This is a genomic window from Tenacibaculum sp. MEBiC06402 (assembly GCF_049239625.1).
Taxonomy (GTDB): Bacteria; Bacteroidota; Bacteroidia; order Flavobacteriales; family Flavobacteriaceae; genus Polaribacter.
This window is the reverse complement of record NZ_JBMKKT010000089.1, coordinates 101946-115502: the sequence shown is the minus strand read 5'-3', so window position 1 is coordinate 115502 and position 13557 is coordinate 101946. Positions and strand designations below refer to the sequence as shown.

The 13557-nt window shown below is 32.0% G+C and carries 18 protein-coding genes; 15 read left to right on the top strand and 3 right to left on the bottom strand.

Features of this window, described 5'->3' with window-relative positions; translation table 11 throughout:
- The first annotated feature begins 115 nt into the window (after window positions 1-115).
- Window positions 116-592, top strand: a complete 477-nt coding sequence (locus ACOSP6_RS05430) for a DUF3575 domain-containing protein (RefSeq protein ID WP_422094970.1) — start codon at window positions 116-118, stop codon at window positions 590-592.
- On the opposite strand, the gene brnQ is transcribed toward ACOSP6_RS05430, so the two are convergent.
- Window positions 589-1860, bottom strand: coding sequence for a branched-chain amino acid transport system II carrier protein (gene brnQ / locus ACOSP6_RS05425; protein ID WP_422094971.1), 1272 nt, complete (start codon window positions 1858-1860; stop codon window positions 589-591). The genes ACOSP6_RS05430 and brnQ overlap by 4 nt on opposite strands.
- Before the next feature lie 41 nt (window positions 1861-1901).
- Here brnQ and ACOSP6_RS05420 point away from each other — a divergent pair, with 41 nt between their 5' ends.
- Window positions 1902-2711: an alpha/beta fold hydrolase gene (locus ACOSP6_RS05420; protein ID WP_422094972.1), complete on the top strand. Its 810-nt coding sequence runs from the start codon at window positions 1902-1904 to the stop codon at window positions 2709-2711.
- On the opposite strand, the gene ACOSP6_RS05415 is transcribed toward ACOSP6_RS05420, so the two are convergent.
- Complete coding sequence (locus ACOSP6_RS05415) at window positions 2688-3476, bottom strand: hypothetical protein (RefSeq protein WP_422094973.1); 789 nt, start codon at window positions 3474-3476, stop codon at window positions 2688-2690. The genes ACOSP6_RS05420 and ACOSP6_RS05415 overlap by 24 nt on opposite strands.
- A 114-nt stretch (window positions 3477-3590) precedes the next feature.
- Here ACOSP6_RS05415 and upp point away from each other — a divergent pair, with 114 nt between their 5' ends.
- Window positions 3591-4244: a uracil phosphoribosyltransferase gene (gene upp, locus ACOSP6_RS05410; RefSeq protein ID WP_422094974.1), complete on the top strand. Its 654-nt coding sequence runs from the start codon at window positions 3591-3593 to the stop codon at window positions 4242-4244.
- Here the strand turns inward: upp and ACOSP6_RS05405 are convergent, their stop codons facing one another.
- Window positions 4245-5147, bottom strand: a complete 903-nt coding sequence (locus tag ACOSP6_RS05405; protein WP_422094975.1) for a DUF6427 family protein — start codon at window positions 5145-5147, stop codon at window positions 4245-4247. It lies immediately after the preceding gene.
- A gap of 42 nt (window positions 5148-5189) precedes the next feature.
- Here ACOSP6_RS05405 and ACOSP6_RS05400 point away from each other — a divergent pair, with 42 nt between their 5' ends.
- The 12 genes from ACOSP6_RS05400 to ACOSP6_RS05345 all read left to right on the top strand — a co-directional run bounded on the left by ACOSP6_RS05400 (window position 5190) and on the right by ACOSP6_RS05345 (window position 13432).
- Window positions 5190-5408, top strand: coding sequence for a DUF6341 family protein (locus ACOSP6_RS05400; RefSeq protein WP_422094976.1), 219 nt, complete (start codon window positions 5190-5192; stop codon window positions 5406-5408).
- 24 nt (window positions 5409-5432) lie between these two features.
- A complete protein-coding gene (trmB, locus tag ACOSP6_RS05395; protein ID WP_422094977.1) occupies window positions 5433-6104 on the top strand; it encodes a tRNA (guanosine(46)-N7)-methyltransferase TrmB in 672 nt (223 codons plus the stop codon).
- Window positions 6105-6128: 24 nt separating this feature from the next.
- Window positions 6129-7601 (top strand): 2OG-Fe(II) oxygenase, encoded by a 1473-nt coding sequence (locus tag ACOSP6_RS05390; RefSeq protein ID WP_422094978.1) that lies wholly within the window; start codon window positions 6129-6131, stop codon window positions 7599-7601.
- A gap of 59 nt (window positions 7602-7660) precedes the next feature.
- Window positions 7661-8272: a hypothetical protein gene (locus ACOSP6_RS05385; RefSeq protein ID WP_422094979.1), complete on the top strand. Its 612-nt coding sequence runs from the start codon at window positions 7661-7663 to the stop codon at window positions 8270-8272.
- Between the two features lie 3 nt (window positions 8273-8275).
- Window positions 8276-8602 carry an MGMT family protein gene (locus tag ACOSP6_RS05380; RefSeq protein ID WP_422094980.1) on the top strand — a complete coding sequence of 109 codons (327 nt, stop codon included), beginning with the start codon at window positions 8276-8278 and terminating at the stop codon, window positions 8600-8602.
- A gap of 95 nt (window positions 8603-8697) precedes the next feature.
- Window positions 8698-9828, top strand: a complete 1131-nt coding sequence (locus ACOSP6_RS05375) for a P-loop NTPase (protein ID WP_422094981.1) — start codon at window positions 8698-8700, stop codon at window positions 9826-9828.
- 10 nt (window positions 9829-9838) lie between these two features.
- The gene (locus ACOSP6_RS05370; RefSeq protein WP_422094982.1) at window positions 9839-10075 is read left to right on the top strand and encodes a NifU family protein; all 237 of its coding nucleotides are present in this window, start codon (window positions 9839-9841) and stop codon (window positions 10073-10075) included.
- A 129-nt stretch (window positions 10076-10204) separates the two neighbouring features.
- A complete protein-coding gene (locus ACOSP6_RS05365; protein ID WP_422094983.1) occupies window positions 10205-11260 on the top strand; it encodes an NAD(P)/FAD-dependent oxidoreductase in 1056 nt (351 codons plus the stop codon).
- A complete protein-coding gene (locus ACOSP6_RS05360; protein ID WP_422094984.1) occupies window positions 11261-12175 on the top strand; it encodes a sterol desaturase family protein in 915 nt (304 codons plus the stop codon). It abuts the gene before it with no gap.
- Window positions 12162-12491: a 2Fe-2S iron-sulfur cluster-binding protein gene (locus tag ACOSP6_RS05355; protein ID WP_422094985.1), complete on the top strand. Its 330-nt coding sequence runs from the start codon at window positions 12162-12164 to the stop codon at window positions 12489-12491. The genes ACOSP6_RS05360 and ACOSP6_RS05355 overlap by 14 nt, the downstream gene beginning before the upstream one ends.
- Before the next feature lie 36 nt (window positions 12492-12527).
- Window positions 12528-12830, top strand: coding sequence for a hypothetical protein (locus ACOSP6_RS05350; protein ID WP_422094986.1), 303 nt, complete (start codon window positions 12528-12530; stop codon window positions 12828-12830).
- A gap of 92 nt (window positions 12831-12922) precedes the next feature.
- Window positions 12923-13432 carry a ferritin gene (locus tag ACOSP6_RS05345; protein ID WP_422094987.1) on the top strand — a complete coding sequence of 170 codons (510 nt, stop codon included), beginning with the start codon at window positions 12923-12925 and terminating at the stop codon, window positions 13430-13432.
- Window positions 13433-13557: the final 125 nt, after the last annotated feature.

The following is a 13557-nucleotide window of genomic DNA, read 5'->3' as shown; positions in this document are numbered from 1 at the left end:
CGACTGCGCATCGAAGTGACGCTTTTACATATTTTAATTGAGATTAATTTTATTAGATAAATGATGTATTTTTGTTTAACAAATTAAGATGATAACAACCCAAAATATTTCACACATGAAAAAGACTTTAGCAATTGTAGCCGTTTTAATGAGTTTCTTTACACAAGCACAACAAGAAGTAAGCGTAGATTTAGGAGATGCTTTAGTAATGAAAACACTAGAAGTAAGCTATGAATACTATTTAGCAGAGCAATCTTCTATCGGTGTTTCAGCCTTGTTTAATTTTGAAGGAAGAAGTTCTGATTTTAGATATAATGAAGACACAATGATTACTCCTTATTTCAGACATTATTTTACAACAGCTCAAAACTGGAATTATTTCGGTGAAATATTTTTAGGTGTTAATAGCGGAGAAGAAGACAATGGAAACAAATATACAGATGGAGCCCTAGGTGTTTCTGTTGGAACTAAATATGTTTCTAACGGCGGACTAATGGTTAGTGTTCTTGGCGGAATTGGTAGAAACATGTTTTCAGACAATTCTCCTGCAATTGTACCAAGAGTTGGTTTAAATATTGGTTACCGTTTTTAAGCTTCTTTTTTATTTAGCAAGCTTGTAACTATAAAAGTTAGTAGAGCTGGTAAAACCCACCCTAAGTTATCTTTTGAAAAAGGAATGATGTTTTGAATTCCGGCTAACGATTCTTTATTTACGAAGGATTGTAAAAAATCGGGGACACTAAAAATAAACGTAACTATTACAACAGCTTTAAATATTGTTGGTGTTGCTAATTTTTCAGGAAGAATATTTAATAGGATCAATACAATTGTAATAGGGTAAATAAACATAAGTGCAGGCAAAGCAATGTTTACAATATAATGTACATCAAACTGCCCGATAGCTACACCTAAAACACATCCGATAATTGCTGTGATGGTATACACTTTTTCAGAATTATTGAATAATCCTTTAAAATAATCAGAAGTTCCAGTAATAATTCCTACGGCGGTTGTAAAACAGGCCAAGGCAACTAACACACTTAAAAATGCAGTTCCAATATTTCCTAAAGTTTGTGAACTTAAAGAAGTTAAAACTTCTGATCTAGTAGCTTCTACCTCAAAAGTACTACTGAAAATTGCACCGTTAAAAATCAATCCAGCATAAATTATCAATAAACCAAGCCCGGCAATTAATCCAGATTTAGTTATTAATTCTTTCTTTTCTTGGAATGAAGTGTTTTTATTGAAATTCATTGAGATAACTAAAACTCCACCAATTACAACTGCTCCAATTGCGTCAAAAGTTTGATAACCTTCTAATAATCCGCTAACAAATGGGGATTCAAAAATCGTTGGTATTGAAATTTCATTTGTAGAAAAGATTCCAATGAAAATTATAGATAAAAGTATCATTATAATTAAAGGCGTAAGAAACCTTCCAAGTAAACTTAAAATTTTACTTCTGTTCATCACAAAGACAAGAACTAGTATAAAAAATATAGAACTTGTTAATAATGAATTAGAATCAAAATATGGTTTAATTGCCATTTCATGAGTAACCGAAGCTGTTCTTGGTGCAGGTAAAGCAACTGAAATTGTATATACAATTAAGCAGTAAATCAAACTAAACGTTGGCGAAACTTTTTTACCAAAATCATACATGGTTCCTTGTAAGCGAGCATGTCCTAATATTCCTAGAATAGGAATAAAAACTGCGGTAATAAAAAAACCAATAGCTACCCAATGCCAAGCGTCTGCTGCATTTTTACCTAAAAACGGAGGAAAAATTAAGTTTCCTGCTCCAAAAAACATAGAGAATAAGGCGAAGCCAGTAATTAGAGTTTCTTTGGTTTTATTCATAATGGTTGAATTATAGCGAGAAAGATACATATTTTTGCGGCATGGAAAATTCGGTAGTATATAAAAATACCAAAGTGGCTTATTATTGCTATGGTAAAGGCGCTAAAACAATTCTTTTATTACATGGTTTTTTAGAGAACTCTTCAATGTGGAAAGCAATTATTAATGAGTTTTCAAATCAGTATAAAATAATAGCAATTGATTTATTAGGCCATGGGAATTCCGAATGTTTGGGTTATGTGCATACCATGGAAGAAATTTCAGAATCTGTAAAAGTAGTTCTAACAAAAGAAAAAGTGAACAAAGCCATTTTCGTTGGGCATTCAATGGGAGGATATGTTGCTCTTACATTAGCAGAAAAATATCCAGAATTCTTTGAGAAATTATGTTTATTAAATTCTACTGCACAACCTGATTCTGAAAAACGAAAAACTATTAGAGACAGAGCTATTCAAATGGCAAAAACCAATTACAAAGCTTTAGTTTCAATGTCTATCAGTAACTTATTTTCATCAGAGACTTTTAATGAATTTACGGATGAAATTGCTGAATGTAAAAAAGAGGCGTTGAAAACTCCTGTGCAAGGTTATATTGCTTGTGCAGAAGGAATGAAGCAACGAAAAAACAGAGAACATGTTTTACAAGATGATGCTTATGAAAGTTTGCTAATTACTGGAAAAAAAGATCCTGTTTTAGTTTATGAGAATTGTGTTGCAGAAGCTAACAGAACTCAAACTCATATTGTGGAATTATCAAATGGACATATGAGTCATATTGAAAACAAACAAGAGCTTCTAGAAGCTCTTGCAGTATTTTTTAATCAAGATTTAGAAAGTAAATTCAACTCCTAAAACGAGTCCTGATACTGTTTCACTTCCTAATTTGTAATTATGATATCCTGTATATAATGCAGTACGTTTTATATGATACTTCACTTGCGATTTAAAAACATCAACAGTATTATCATTAATAAAACTTTGTCGCCAACCTAAATGTAAACTAATTGGTTTTACAGGATAAATATCAACTCCTAGATTGTAATTAAATCCCCAAGTGTCTACTTCATTTCCAACGTAAGTTCCTCCTATTCCCCACCATGCAGAAAAATAATTTTCTCTTATTCTATAATAATTTGCACTGAAAGAAGTAACATTTAATGATTCTGAACTCAATAAAGTATTCTCTGAAAAGTTTACATGAGAAACTTCAAGTCCAGCAATAGGAATTGGTCTAAATACAGCATCAAGTTCTATTCCTTTAACTCTGTTAATTAGATAATTTCCACTGATTTTTAAACTGCTTCTTTTTGTATCATCAGAAAAATCGTTTGTGAATTCTCCATGATTATTGAAATAAGGGTATGGATTCATTTCTCTATAATCAGCCCCACCAAAAGCAATTCCCAAAGTTGAGTAATAAGCTATTTCCAAGAACGCACTTTCAAATAGATTTGAAAAGAAATCGTCATCAGTATTACTTGAAGAGGAACTGTTTCTTGTTTCAACATTATTAGAATTCCCTGATGATTTACTCAGGCTTTCTTTGGCTTTTCCTAGTGTGCTTTGACCGAATAATATGGAAGGAATAAACAATAGTAAGAGTAGTTTGTATTTCATAGTAGTAATTTAGATTTCCCTGCCAAGTCGCAATTTTTGTGCCACGAATTAAATTATATAAGTTTATGTTAAGGGAAATTATTCTTTTTGTATATTGAGGACTTACTAATCAAAATGAAAATACATCACTTAGCACGTCAGCGTTCCATTTTAAATAAATTTCTAAAAGAAATTAGAGATAAAAGCATACAAAAAGACAGTATGCGATTTCGAAGAAACATAGAAAGAATTGGAGAAATTCTGGGTTATGAACTTAGTAAAACTCTGAATTATGAATCTAAACAGGTTATAACGCCTCTAGGTGCAAAACCTATTGAAATGTTATCCGAAGATATTGTTTTATGTTCTATTCTACGAGCTGGTCTTCCTTTACATAATGGATTGTTAAATTATTTTGATGATGCTGAAAACGCCTTTATTTCTGCGTACAGACATCATCCTAATAACGATGAAGAATTTGAAATTGTGGTCGAATATTTTGCTTCACCAAAATTAGAGAATAAAACGTTATTATTAGTAGATCCGATGTTAGCAACTGGGAAATCTTTAGTTGCTGTTTACGAAGGAATAAAAAAATATGGAACACCTAAACAGATTCATATAGTTTCTGTTATTGGATCTTTAGATGGAGTGGATTACATTAAAAATCATTTTCCAGTTAACACCTCCTTATGGATTGGTGATATAGATAACAAACTGAATAAACAAGGTTATATACTTCCTGGTTTGGGAGATGCAGGTGATTTGGCTTTTGGTGAAAAAATGTAACTATATAATGTAGCAAATCAATGATCCAATGAAAAGCAGTATCATGAAGATATCTGCAAGCCACTTTTTGCGTATTAATTCAAAACCATTGGCGATTATTATAGCACAAGGGAAAAATAAGTACGTTATTTCTGCACCAGTTCTAGTTCTTATTATTAAAAATAAAATAAGAACCGAAAGTAGATGAAGACAAACTAAAATCCAGTTTTTTCTAAAAACATTCTTTACCGATAAAGCTTTAGGTGTTTTCAATAAAAAGCTAAAAAAAGTTAGCACTAAAATAACACTCAAAGAAAGTTTGTAAAGAAATTCGTTATACATACTAAAATCGTAAAACGTAGTATAATTGAATAGTTGATTAAAGTTTTCTTGTTGCTCGTACCAAAAACAATAGGTGAAATAAATAATGATTGGAGAAATAAAGCCTAAAAGAGGTGTTATCAATCTTCGGTAATCAATATGTTGATGTAGAATTATAGCAATGAAAGTCAGTGGAAATACAACGATGGTAAAAGGTTCGATTAAAAAAGAGATTCCCATCCATAAACCGCTGTCAAAAAGTTTTTTCAAAGTGTTTTTCGAAGATTGTAAACTGTAAACTCTACGAACATACACTAGCAAGATTAAATTTGAGTAAAAAATAGTATCTACAGAAATTGTAATAGGCACATAACCAATTAGAATTACATAAATCAGGAAGAAATACGAGTTATCAAAGGTTAAGTTATTTCTAGATTTAATAAAGTTGATTAAGCCAAATAAAACAAAAAACCAAAAAAAGAGACTAAAACTAAGTTCAGAAGTAAAACCACCAAAGTATCCCGAAAGGGCATAGCAAAAAAACAGTACAATTATCATGACTGAAGTAAACGGTTTTGTATTGCTGAAAAAGTTGGTTAACATTTTTTCTTTTTATATTTTTGCAAGCGTAAAGATAATCAAGTTATGTTAGGATTAAATATTTTTAAATTCATAGGTGAAATATTTCAGGTGTTATTCATTCCTTTCGAATGGATTCGTTTAACACTAGCTAAAGGTGCAGCAGGATGGTGGACTTCGAATGCTATAAACTGGATTTTCTTAGGTATTCTTCTAGTTTTATTATACTACTGGATTTCTCAAGCTCTTAAATTTAAGAGAGAAGGAACTGAAGACAGAGCTTAATAAGCTTAATACATATACTACACATTGGGAAGTAAGAATAAACTTAAACGTTTCAAAGAAAACGAAACGTTTGTTAATGTAATTCAACCAACTAGAGAGGAAGTTACTGGTGATTTTCATCTAAAAGGAAAATGGAATTCTTTTTTTAAGAATGATAATCCAATTGTTTTAGAATTGGGTTGTGGTAAAGGAGAATATACAATTGCATTAGCAAAGAAAAATCCAAATAAAAATTTCATAGGAATCGATATCAAAGGAGCTCGTTTCTGGAGAGGAGCGAAAACCGCTATCGAGGATGAAATGAAGAATGTTGCTTTTATTCGAACGCAAATCGAGTTAGTTGATATGATTTTTGCTGAGAATGAAGTAGACGAAATTTGGATTACTTTCCCAGATCCTCAAATTAAATACAAGAGGACAAAACACAGGCTTACCAACAGTGATTTCCTAAAAAGATATCACCATATTTTAAAACCAAACGCTTTCATTAATTTAAAAACTGATAGCGAGTTCATGCACGGTTATACATTAGGTTTGTTGCATGGAGAAGGTCATGAAGTATTGCACGCAAGTCATGATGTTTATAAACTAAAATCTTCACCAGAAGAAGTAACAGAAACACAAACTTTTTACGAGCAACAATATTTAGAGAAAGGAAAGCCAATTACTTACATTAAGTTTAGGTTGAATTATTAATTAATTTTATCTTCATTGTCAGTAATGAAAAAGATTATTGACATATTTCCTGATAAGAATTATTTTTGTAAACTAATAAAAGGTGCTTTTTCAGATGATTTTTGCGATAGCTTAATTGAAAAAAGTAGAAATTCATTTGTAAAATCTAATACTCATTACCCGATTTCTTATAGAAATAATGAGCGTCAAGTTATAGATGACTATGAGTTTTCGGACTATTTGTTTTCAAGAATAAAAGACTTCATTCCCAAAGATATCGCAGTTAAGGCTATTAGTGATAAAGAGATAGGTAGCTGGAAGCTGAAAAAGTTAAATTCTAAATTTAGAATTTGTCGATACTTATCAAATCAATATTTCCACAAACATCTCGACGGGGTTTATTACCTTTCTAGCCATGAGCAATCTAAATTGACTTTCATGATTTATCTTAATGGAAGTGAGGAATTCGAAGGAGGAAGAACACTTTTTTTTAATTCTAAGCAAAGTGATGAAATTATTGCAAGTTATAAACCCGTGAAAGGAGACTTGATAATTTTTGACCACAATATTTGGCATTCGGGAGAAAGGATAGAATCTGGAGAAAAATATGTGTTACGTAGTGATATTATTTATTCTAAGACAGAAGACGGTATCAATAATGAAGTTCCATTTGAAGAAGGGCATTTAGGCTATATATGGCAAGCGGTAAACTTCAGTAATAAATTAATTACCAGTGGTCGAGATAGGTTTCTTAAAACGTGGGGTTTAGATGGAATCAAAATTTCAGAGGTAAAGGCTCATAGTAATTCGGTGACAACACTAATGAGGTTTGATGAAAAAACTTTAATTAGCGGTTCTAGAGACTATTTAGTTAAATTATGGAGAATTAATGAACAGTTTGCTTATGAGTGTTTTTTGACTTTGGATGACGGGAAATCTACAGTATTGTCTTTGTGTAAAATGAACAGTAAGGAGTTTATTTGCGCAGATGCCTCAGGCGAATTAAGAATTTATAATTTAAATGGGAATCTTATAAAAAGGATTAAAGCGCATGAAGATTGGATTTGGTCCGTAATTAAGGTTTCTAAAAATGTCATTGTTACTGTTTCAGAAGATGGGACTATGGTTTTTAGGGATTTTAACAATAATGAAATACTTATGTTTTGGAAAGGAATGAATATCCCAATTAATTCAATTGCTTTCGATGGATTTAATTCTGTATATATCGGTTTACATGATGGTACTATAGTTAAGTTTATGTTTGATATTGAAACAAAAGACTTAACAAAAGATTATATTAAAAGTTGTCATAAAGGAATTGTGAGAAAATTGGTTTATGAAAAAGGTAAATTGTATTCAGTAGGAGAAGATAATGTTCTTAATGTTTGGGATGCGGATAGCTTTGAAAACTTATATAGGTATAATCATAAAAATTTTGTTCAGGATGTAGCATTATTTCCGGATTGTTTTGTAAGTGTTTCTTACGATGGTACGATTGTAAAACATGAAAAATCTTAAAGTTAAGAGAAAGGAATCATTTCAAAAAACGTCCAAAAAGTTGATTTAATTTTTATCTGATGTTTTTAAATTTTATTCTCGGATTTCTAATTGCTTATGTTGGTTTTATCATGCCGAGCATGCTAAACTTAACCGTAGGTAAAATATTTATCGAGGAGAATAAAAAGTCAGCAAGACGATTTATTTATGGAGCAACGATTGTTGTTTTCTTTCAGTTTCTGTTAAGTCTGTATGTAATATCTATTATTAATAAAATTCCAAATATTCTATTCTGGATTAAAAATTCAGCAATTGTAGTTTTTCTATTTCTTTCTGGTTTTTATTTGAGAAAAGAGTTCTTTTCGAAAGAAAAAGTAAGACAAGTTTGTAATCGCAAAACTTGTTTTGTGTACGGCTTAAAATTGTCTTTTGTCAATATGTTTGCCATTCCGTTTTTTGCGCTAGTGTATTCTTTTTTAAACGCTGAAGGATTAGTTTCAGATAACTATTATGAAATTGTTGCATTTGGTATTGGAACTTCAATAGGAGTTTTTGCCGTATTATCCAGTTATATATTATTAGTTATTAAGAAGGAGACAAGAGTAAATAAGGTGATGGTATTCTTCAATCCGTTGATGAGCATAATTACAGGTTTTGCAGCTTTGTTAACCATAATTAAATTGTACTTTTAAAACATGAGTAATAATGAGAATTTCTTTGAAAGAGTATATGACGTAGCTAGATTAATTCCTTATGGGAGAGTAACTAGTTACGGGGCAATAGCTAAATATTTAGGAGCTGCAAGATCAGCAAGAATGGTTGGTTGGGCAATGAATAATTCTTCTGGAAAAGAAGTTCCTGCACATCGTGTAGTAAATCGAAAAGGAATCTTAACAGGAAAACATCACTTTGAAGGCACAAATTTAATGGAACAATTATTACAAAGTGAAGGAGTTGAGGTTGTTGAAAATCAAATCCAAAACTTTGAAAATATCTTCTGGGATCCAGCTAAGGAGTTATAATGTAGGTCTATAGCTGTATAAGAATTCGAAATGTTCTCACTTTAGTATCTGAAATCTAAGCGTTATCTTTGTAACTTAGAATTAATACAATCAAAATGAGCTTTAAAAAGCAAGATATATATAATGCATTAGAAACTATAACTGCTCCTGGTGAAGGGAAAAGTTTAGTAGAAAATGAAAACATTAAAAATGTTGTTACTTTTGGTAACGAAGTAATCGTTGATGTGGTTATTGGAAATCCTTCTCTTCAAGCTAAAAAGAAGGTGGAGGTTGAAATTATGAAAGCTATTCATCAGCATGTGGATCAGAAGATTGATATAAAGGTAAACGTAAAAGCTGAGGTAAAGCCAAAGGAAGAGGTAAACCAAATTCGTGGTAAAGAAATCCCAAATATCAAGAATATTATTGCCATTGCTTCTGGTAAGGGTGGAGTTGGAAAATCTACAGTAACAGCAAATGTTGCTATCACCTTGGCTAAAATGGGATTCAATGTCGGTGTTTTAGATGCGGATGTTTATGGGCCATCTCAACACATCATGTTTGATGTTGAAAAAGAAAGACCTTTATCTGTAAAAGTAGAAGGACGTTCTAAAATGAAACCAATCGAAAATTACGGTGTAAAATTATTGTCGTTAGGTTTTTTCACGAATCCTAATCAGGCTGTAATTTGGAGAGGTCCAATGGCGTCAAAAGCGTTAAATCAATTAATTTTTGATGCAGACTGGGGAGAACTCGATTTCTTATTAATCGATTTACCTCCAGGTACAGGAGACGTTCACTTATCGATTGTTCAAGCGTTACCAATTACAGGAGCGGTTGTAGTAAGTACTCCTCAAAATATTGCTTTAGCCGACGCTAAAAAAGGAGTTGCAATGTTTCAACAAGAAGCAATTAATGTTCCTGTTTTAGGAATCGTAGAAAATATGGCTTACTTTACTCCAGAGGAATTACCTGATAATAAATACTATATCTTTGGTCAAAGTGGAGCTAAAAATCTTGCAGAAGATTTAGAAACTTCATTTTTAGGAGAGATTCCGATTGTACAGAGTATTCGAGAAGGAGGCGATGTAGGTCATCCAGTTGCGTTACAAACTGGAACAAAATTAGAAGAGTCATTTAAAGAAATTACGCAAGAGGTAGTTTCTCAATTATTAAAAAGAAATGCTAATTTACCACCAACTGAAGTAGTTAGAATCACTACGATGAGTGGTTGTAGTACCAAATAAAGAAAGTTGTATGTCAGCACAAGAAACACAAAATAAGGTTGAGAAAGCATTAGATGAAATTCGTCCATTTTTAATTAGTGATGGAGGGAACATCAAGCTTTTGTCAATTGAAGAAAACATTGTTAAAGTTCAATTAGAAGGAGCTTGTAGTGGTTGTACTGTTAATCAAATGACATTAAAGAATGGTGTAGAAGCAACCATTAAAAAGTACGCTCCAGAAATTGAAGAAGTAATCAATGTAGCATAACTGATTTTAGTCAGTATTTAAATAAAAGCGCTTCTTTATTTTTGTAATAGAAGCACTTTTAAAACTTATTAATAATAACCAATATTCCGCACTTGTTGCGGAATATCCTTATAAAAAGATTTTTATCAAATGATAAAAACCGACATTCTAATCATCGGAGCAGGTCCAACCGGCTTATTTACAGTTTTTGAAGCAGGTTTGTTAAAGTTAAGATGTCATCTTATCGATGCCTTACCACAACCAGGCGGACAGTGTTCAGAAATTTATCCAAAAAAACCTATTTACGATATTCCTGCATATCCAGAAATTTTAGCTGGAGATTTAACAGATAAATTAATGGAACAAATCAAACAATTTGAACCAGGATTTACCTTAGGAGAAAGAGCAGATACAATTGATAAACAGGAAGACGGAACGTTTATAGTAACTACTAATAAAGGAACAAAACACCATGCTCCAGTTGTTGCAATTGCAGGTGGATTAGGAAGTTTTGAACCAAGAAAGCCACCTATTTCAAATATCGCTGATTACGAAGGAAAAGGTGTGGAATATATGATTAAAGAGCCAGAAATGTATCGTGACAAAGATGTGGTGATTGCTGGTGGAGGTGATTCTGCTTTAGATTGGTCTATCTTTTTAGCAGATGTTGCTAGTTCTGTAACTTTAATTCATAGAAGAAACGAATTCAGAGGTCATTTAGATTCTGTGGATCAAGTTCAAAAATTAAAGAACGAAGGAAAAATTAATTTAATTACTCCTGCAGAGGTTAAAGAAATTACAGGTGATGGTAAAGTTGAAGGTGTTGTAGTTCATAAGAAAGACGAAGAGCCTTTTACAATTCATACAGATCATTTCATTCCTCTATTTGGGTTGTCTCCAAAGCTAGGTCCAATTGCTGATTGGGGATTAGAAATTGAAAAGAACGCGATTAAGGTAAATAACGCTTTAGACTATCAAACTAATATTCCAGGTATTTATGCTATTGGAGATGTAAATACATATCCTGGTAAATTGAAGTTAATTTTATGTGGTTTCCATGAAGCTACGTTAATGTGTCAAAGTGCATTTAAACGTATTTTCCCAGATAAGAAATACGTAATGAAATATACAACAGTCGGTGGAGTTCAAGGTTTTGATGGAACTAAGAAAGAAGCTCCTAAAGCTGTAGTTAAGAAAATTGAGTAGATGAGTATATTGGAATACATAGAACAATTATCGCAGGATAAATTATTGTACTTCGCATTGCCAGTATTTTTTGCTTCAATGTTTGTTGAGTTCAAAGTTGCTAAAGAAAAATATCATTCAAAAGATACAGGTGTATCTTTATTAATGATGGTGTTTTCGGCGATTGTAGAGTTTGTTCCTAAGGTATTAGCGTTTATTGTATTCTTTTATTTATATCAAATTTCTCCTTTAAATGGAGTGGTAAACAGACAATGGTGGGCTTGGTTAATATTGTTTTTTGCTGATGACTTTTCTTACTATTGGTTTCATCGTTTGAATCATGAAGTACGATTGTTTTGGGCAGGACATGTTCCTCATCATTCATCAGTTCATATGAATTTGGGAACTGCTTTACGTCAAGGCGTGGGTGAAAGAATTCATAAGTTCTTCTTTTGGTTGTGGATTCCATTATTAGGATTCGATCCATTGATGATGTTCACTATGATGGGCGTAAGTTTAATTTATCAGTTTTTCGTGCATACGGAGTTGGTAGATAAATTACCAAAACCAATAGAATTTGTTTTCAATACACCATCGCATCACAGAGTGCATCATGCATCAAACATCAGATATCTAGATTGTAATCACGCCGGAATTTTAATCATTTGGGATCGTATGTTTGGTACGTTCTCGGAAGAATTAAAGGAAATTGATCACCCTGTGTACGGTTTAACTGTAAATATCGAAACGTATAATCCAGTTACCGTAGCAACTCATGAATATGCCGCTATTTGGAAAGATGTAAAAAGAGCGGATAAATGGATCGATAAACTGAATTATATTTTCAATTCACCTGGATGGAGTCATGATGGGGAAGATAAAAGAGCGAAAGTGCTTCGAAAGAAATTAAAAGAGCAAGAAAATGTCAGACATTAATATAAAAATCACAGACAGAGAAGGTGTTACTCACGAAGTACAAGCACCGACAGATATGAATATGAACTTAATGGAAGTAATTCGTTCTTACGAATTGGCTCCTGAAGGAACTGTTGGTATTTGTGGAGGAATGGCAATGTGTGCTTCTTGTCAATGTTACGTGAAATCAGACCACGAACTTCCTGAGATGTCTGATGATGAAGATGCGATGTTAGCTGAAGCTTTTTATGTAGAGGATAATAGTCGTTTAGGGTGTCAAATTCATATGACTCCTGAGTTAGAAGGTTTAGAAGTTGAGATGGCTCCTGAAAGTTAATTTTTATTTATTCTAAATAAATAGTATGTTTGCATCATGAATGTAGATGTAAATGTTGAACAATCTATTCGCTTAAAGGAAATTACTTTTTGTAAGTATCAATTAACAACTGTAAACAAGAACATCGTTCTTACTTTTCCGCAATTACTTCAGTTAAGAGCGAATATAAATAAGCTTGGAACACACGATGCTGTTTGTGATATTATCGATTCAGATAATTTCGTACTACTCTTCGTGGCAGATAAGCAGCATTTAATTTATCTAGATATTCCTCAACTTTTAGCTTTAAAAGCTACTATAGATTCTTTTTTTACTCCCGTTAAATCAGTTTTAATCTAAATAATAAGCTTATTTAGACTTTTTTCAAATTCTGTTTTCGCTATTAATTGGGCTGATTTTGTCGTAAATTAGCATAACAAACAATTTTTATCATGAAAACAACAGCAGTAAGAAAACAAATGACGATTCATCCTGAAGTTATGGATGTGTTAAATGAGCAAATAGCAATGGAAATGCATGCTTCTGCATCTTATTTGGCAATGGCTTCATGGTGCGATCAAAGAGAATTATTAAATAGCAAATCATTCTTCTATAAACAAGCTGAAGAAGAAAGAGAGCATGCAATGAAAATTTTCGAATTTGTAAACGATGCTGGTGGAGCTGCAATGTCTCCAGAAGTACATAATGTAAATAACGAATTTGAAAGTCTTAGAGATATTTATGAAAAATCATTAGAGCAAGAGATAAACGTTACACAATCGATTTATAAGTGTTTTAAAAAAGCGCGTAGTGTCGATGATTTTGCATCAGAAGTGTTTTTACAATGGTTCGTAAATGAGCAGGTAGAAGAGGAAGATACAATGAGAAGTATTTTGGATGTATTCGATTTAATGGTAGGTATGCCACTTAAAATGATTGACGAAAGATTACCAAAAGAGTAATTTAAATGATAACAACTATGTAAAAATCCGGAGTTCAGTACTTCGGATTTTTTATTTGCAAGCATTTCGTTTCGAAGCTTCGGGATATTTTGGATTTTCATGATATTTCTATACTGGTTTTATGC

Excerpts from the sequence above, each read along its gene's own strand:
- ACOSP6_RS05430 (WP_422094970.1), top strand. The coding sequence starts at position 116 with ATGAAAAAGACTTTAGCAATTGTAGCCGTTTTAATGAGTTTCTTTACA.
- brnQ (WP_422094971.1), bottom strand. The coding sequence starts at position 1,860 with ATGAATAAAACCAAAGAAACTCTAATTACTGGCTTCGCCTTATTCTCT.
- ACOSP6_RS05420 (WP_422094972.1), top strand. The coding sequence starts at position 1,902 with ATGGAAAATTCGGTAGTATATAAAAATACCAAAGTGGCTTATTATTGC.
- ACOSP6_RS05415 (WP_422094973.1), bottom strand. The coding sequence starts at position 3,476 with ATGAAATACAAACTACTCTTACTATTGTTTATTCCTTCCATATTATTC.
- upp (WP_422094974.1), top strand. The coding sequence starts at position 3,591 with ATGAAAATACATCACTTAGCACGTCAGCGTTCCATTTTAAATAAATTT.
- ACOSP6_RS05405 (WP_422094975.1), bottom strand. The coding sequence starts at position 5,147 with ATGTTAACCAACTTTTTCAGCAATACAAAACCGTTTACTTCAGTCATG.
- ACOSP6_RS05400 (WP_422094976.1), top strand. The coding sequence starts at position 5,190 with ATGTTAGGATTAAATATTTTTAAATTCATAGGTGAAATATTTCAGGTG.
- ACOSP6_RS05390 (WP_422094978.1), top strand. The coding sequence starts at position 6,129 with ATGAAAAAGATTATTGACATATTTCCTGATAAGAATTATTTTTGTAAA.
- ACOSP6_RS05385 (WP_422094979.1), top strand. The coding sequence starts at position 7,661 with ATGTTTTTAAATTTTATTCTCGGATTTCTAATTGCTTATGTTGGTTTT.
- ACOSP6_RS05380 (WP_422094980.1), top strand. The coding sequence starts at position 8,276 with ATGAGTAATAATGAGAATTTCTTTGAAAGAGTATATGACGTAGCTAGA.
- ACOSP6_RS05375 (WP_422094981.1), top strand. The coding sequence starts at position 8,698 with ATGAGCTTTAAAAAGCAAGATATATATAATGCATTAGAAACTATAACT.
- ACOSP6_RS05370 (WP_422094982.1), top strand. The coding sequence starts at position 9,839 with ATGTCAGCACAAGAAACACAAAATAAGGTTGAGAAAGCATTAGATGAA.
- ACOSP6_RS05365 (WP_422094983.1), top strand. The coding sequence starts at position 10,205 with ATGATAAAAACCGACATTCTAATCATCGGAGCAGGTCCAACCGGCTTA.
- ACOSP6_RS05360 (WP_422094984.1), top strand. The coding sequence starts at position 11,261 with ATGAGTATATTGGAATACATAGAACAATTATCGCAGGATAAATTATTG.
- ACOSP6_RS05355 (WP_422094985.1), top strand. The coding sequence starts at position 12,162 with ATGTCAGACATTAATATAAAAATCACAGACAGAGAAGGTGTTACTCAC.
- ACOSP6_RS05350 (WP_422094986.1), top strand. The coding sequence starts at position 12,528 with ATGAATGTAGATGTAAATGTTGAACAATCTATTCGCTTAAAGGAAATT.
- ACOSP6_RS05345 (WP_422094987.1), top strand. The coding sequence starts at position 12,923 with ATGAAAACAACAGCAGTAAGAAAACAAATGACGATTCATCCTGAAGTT.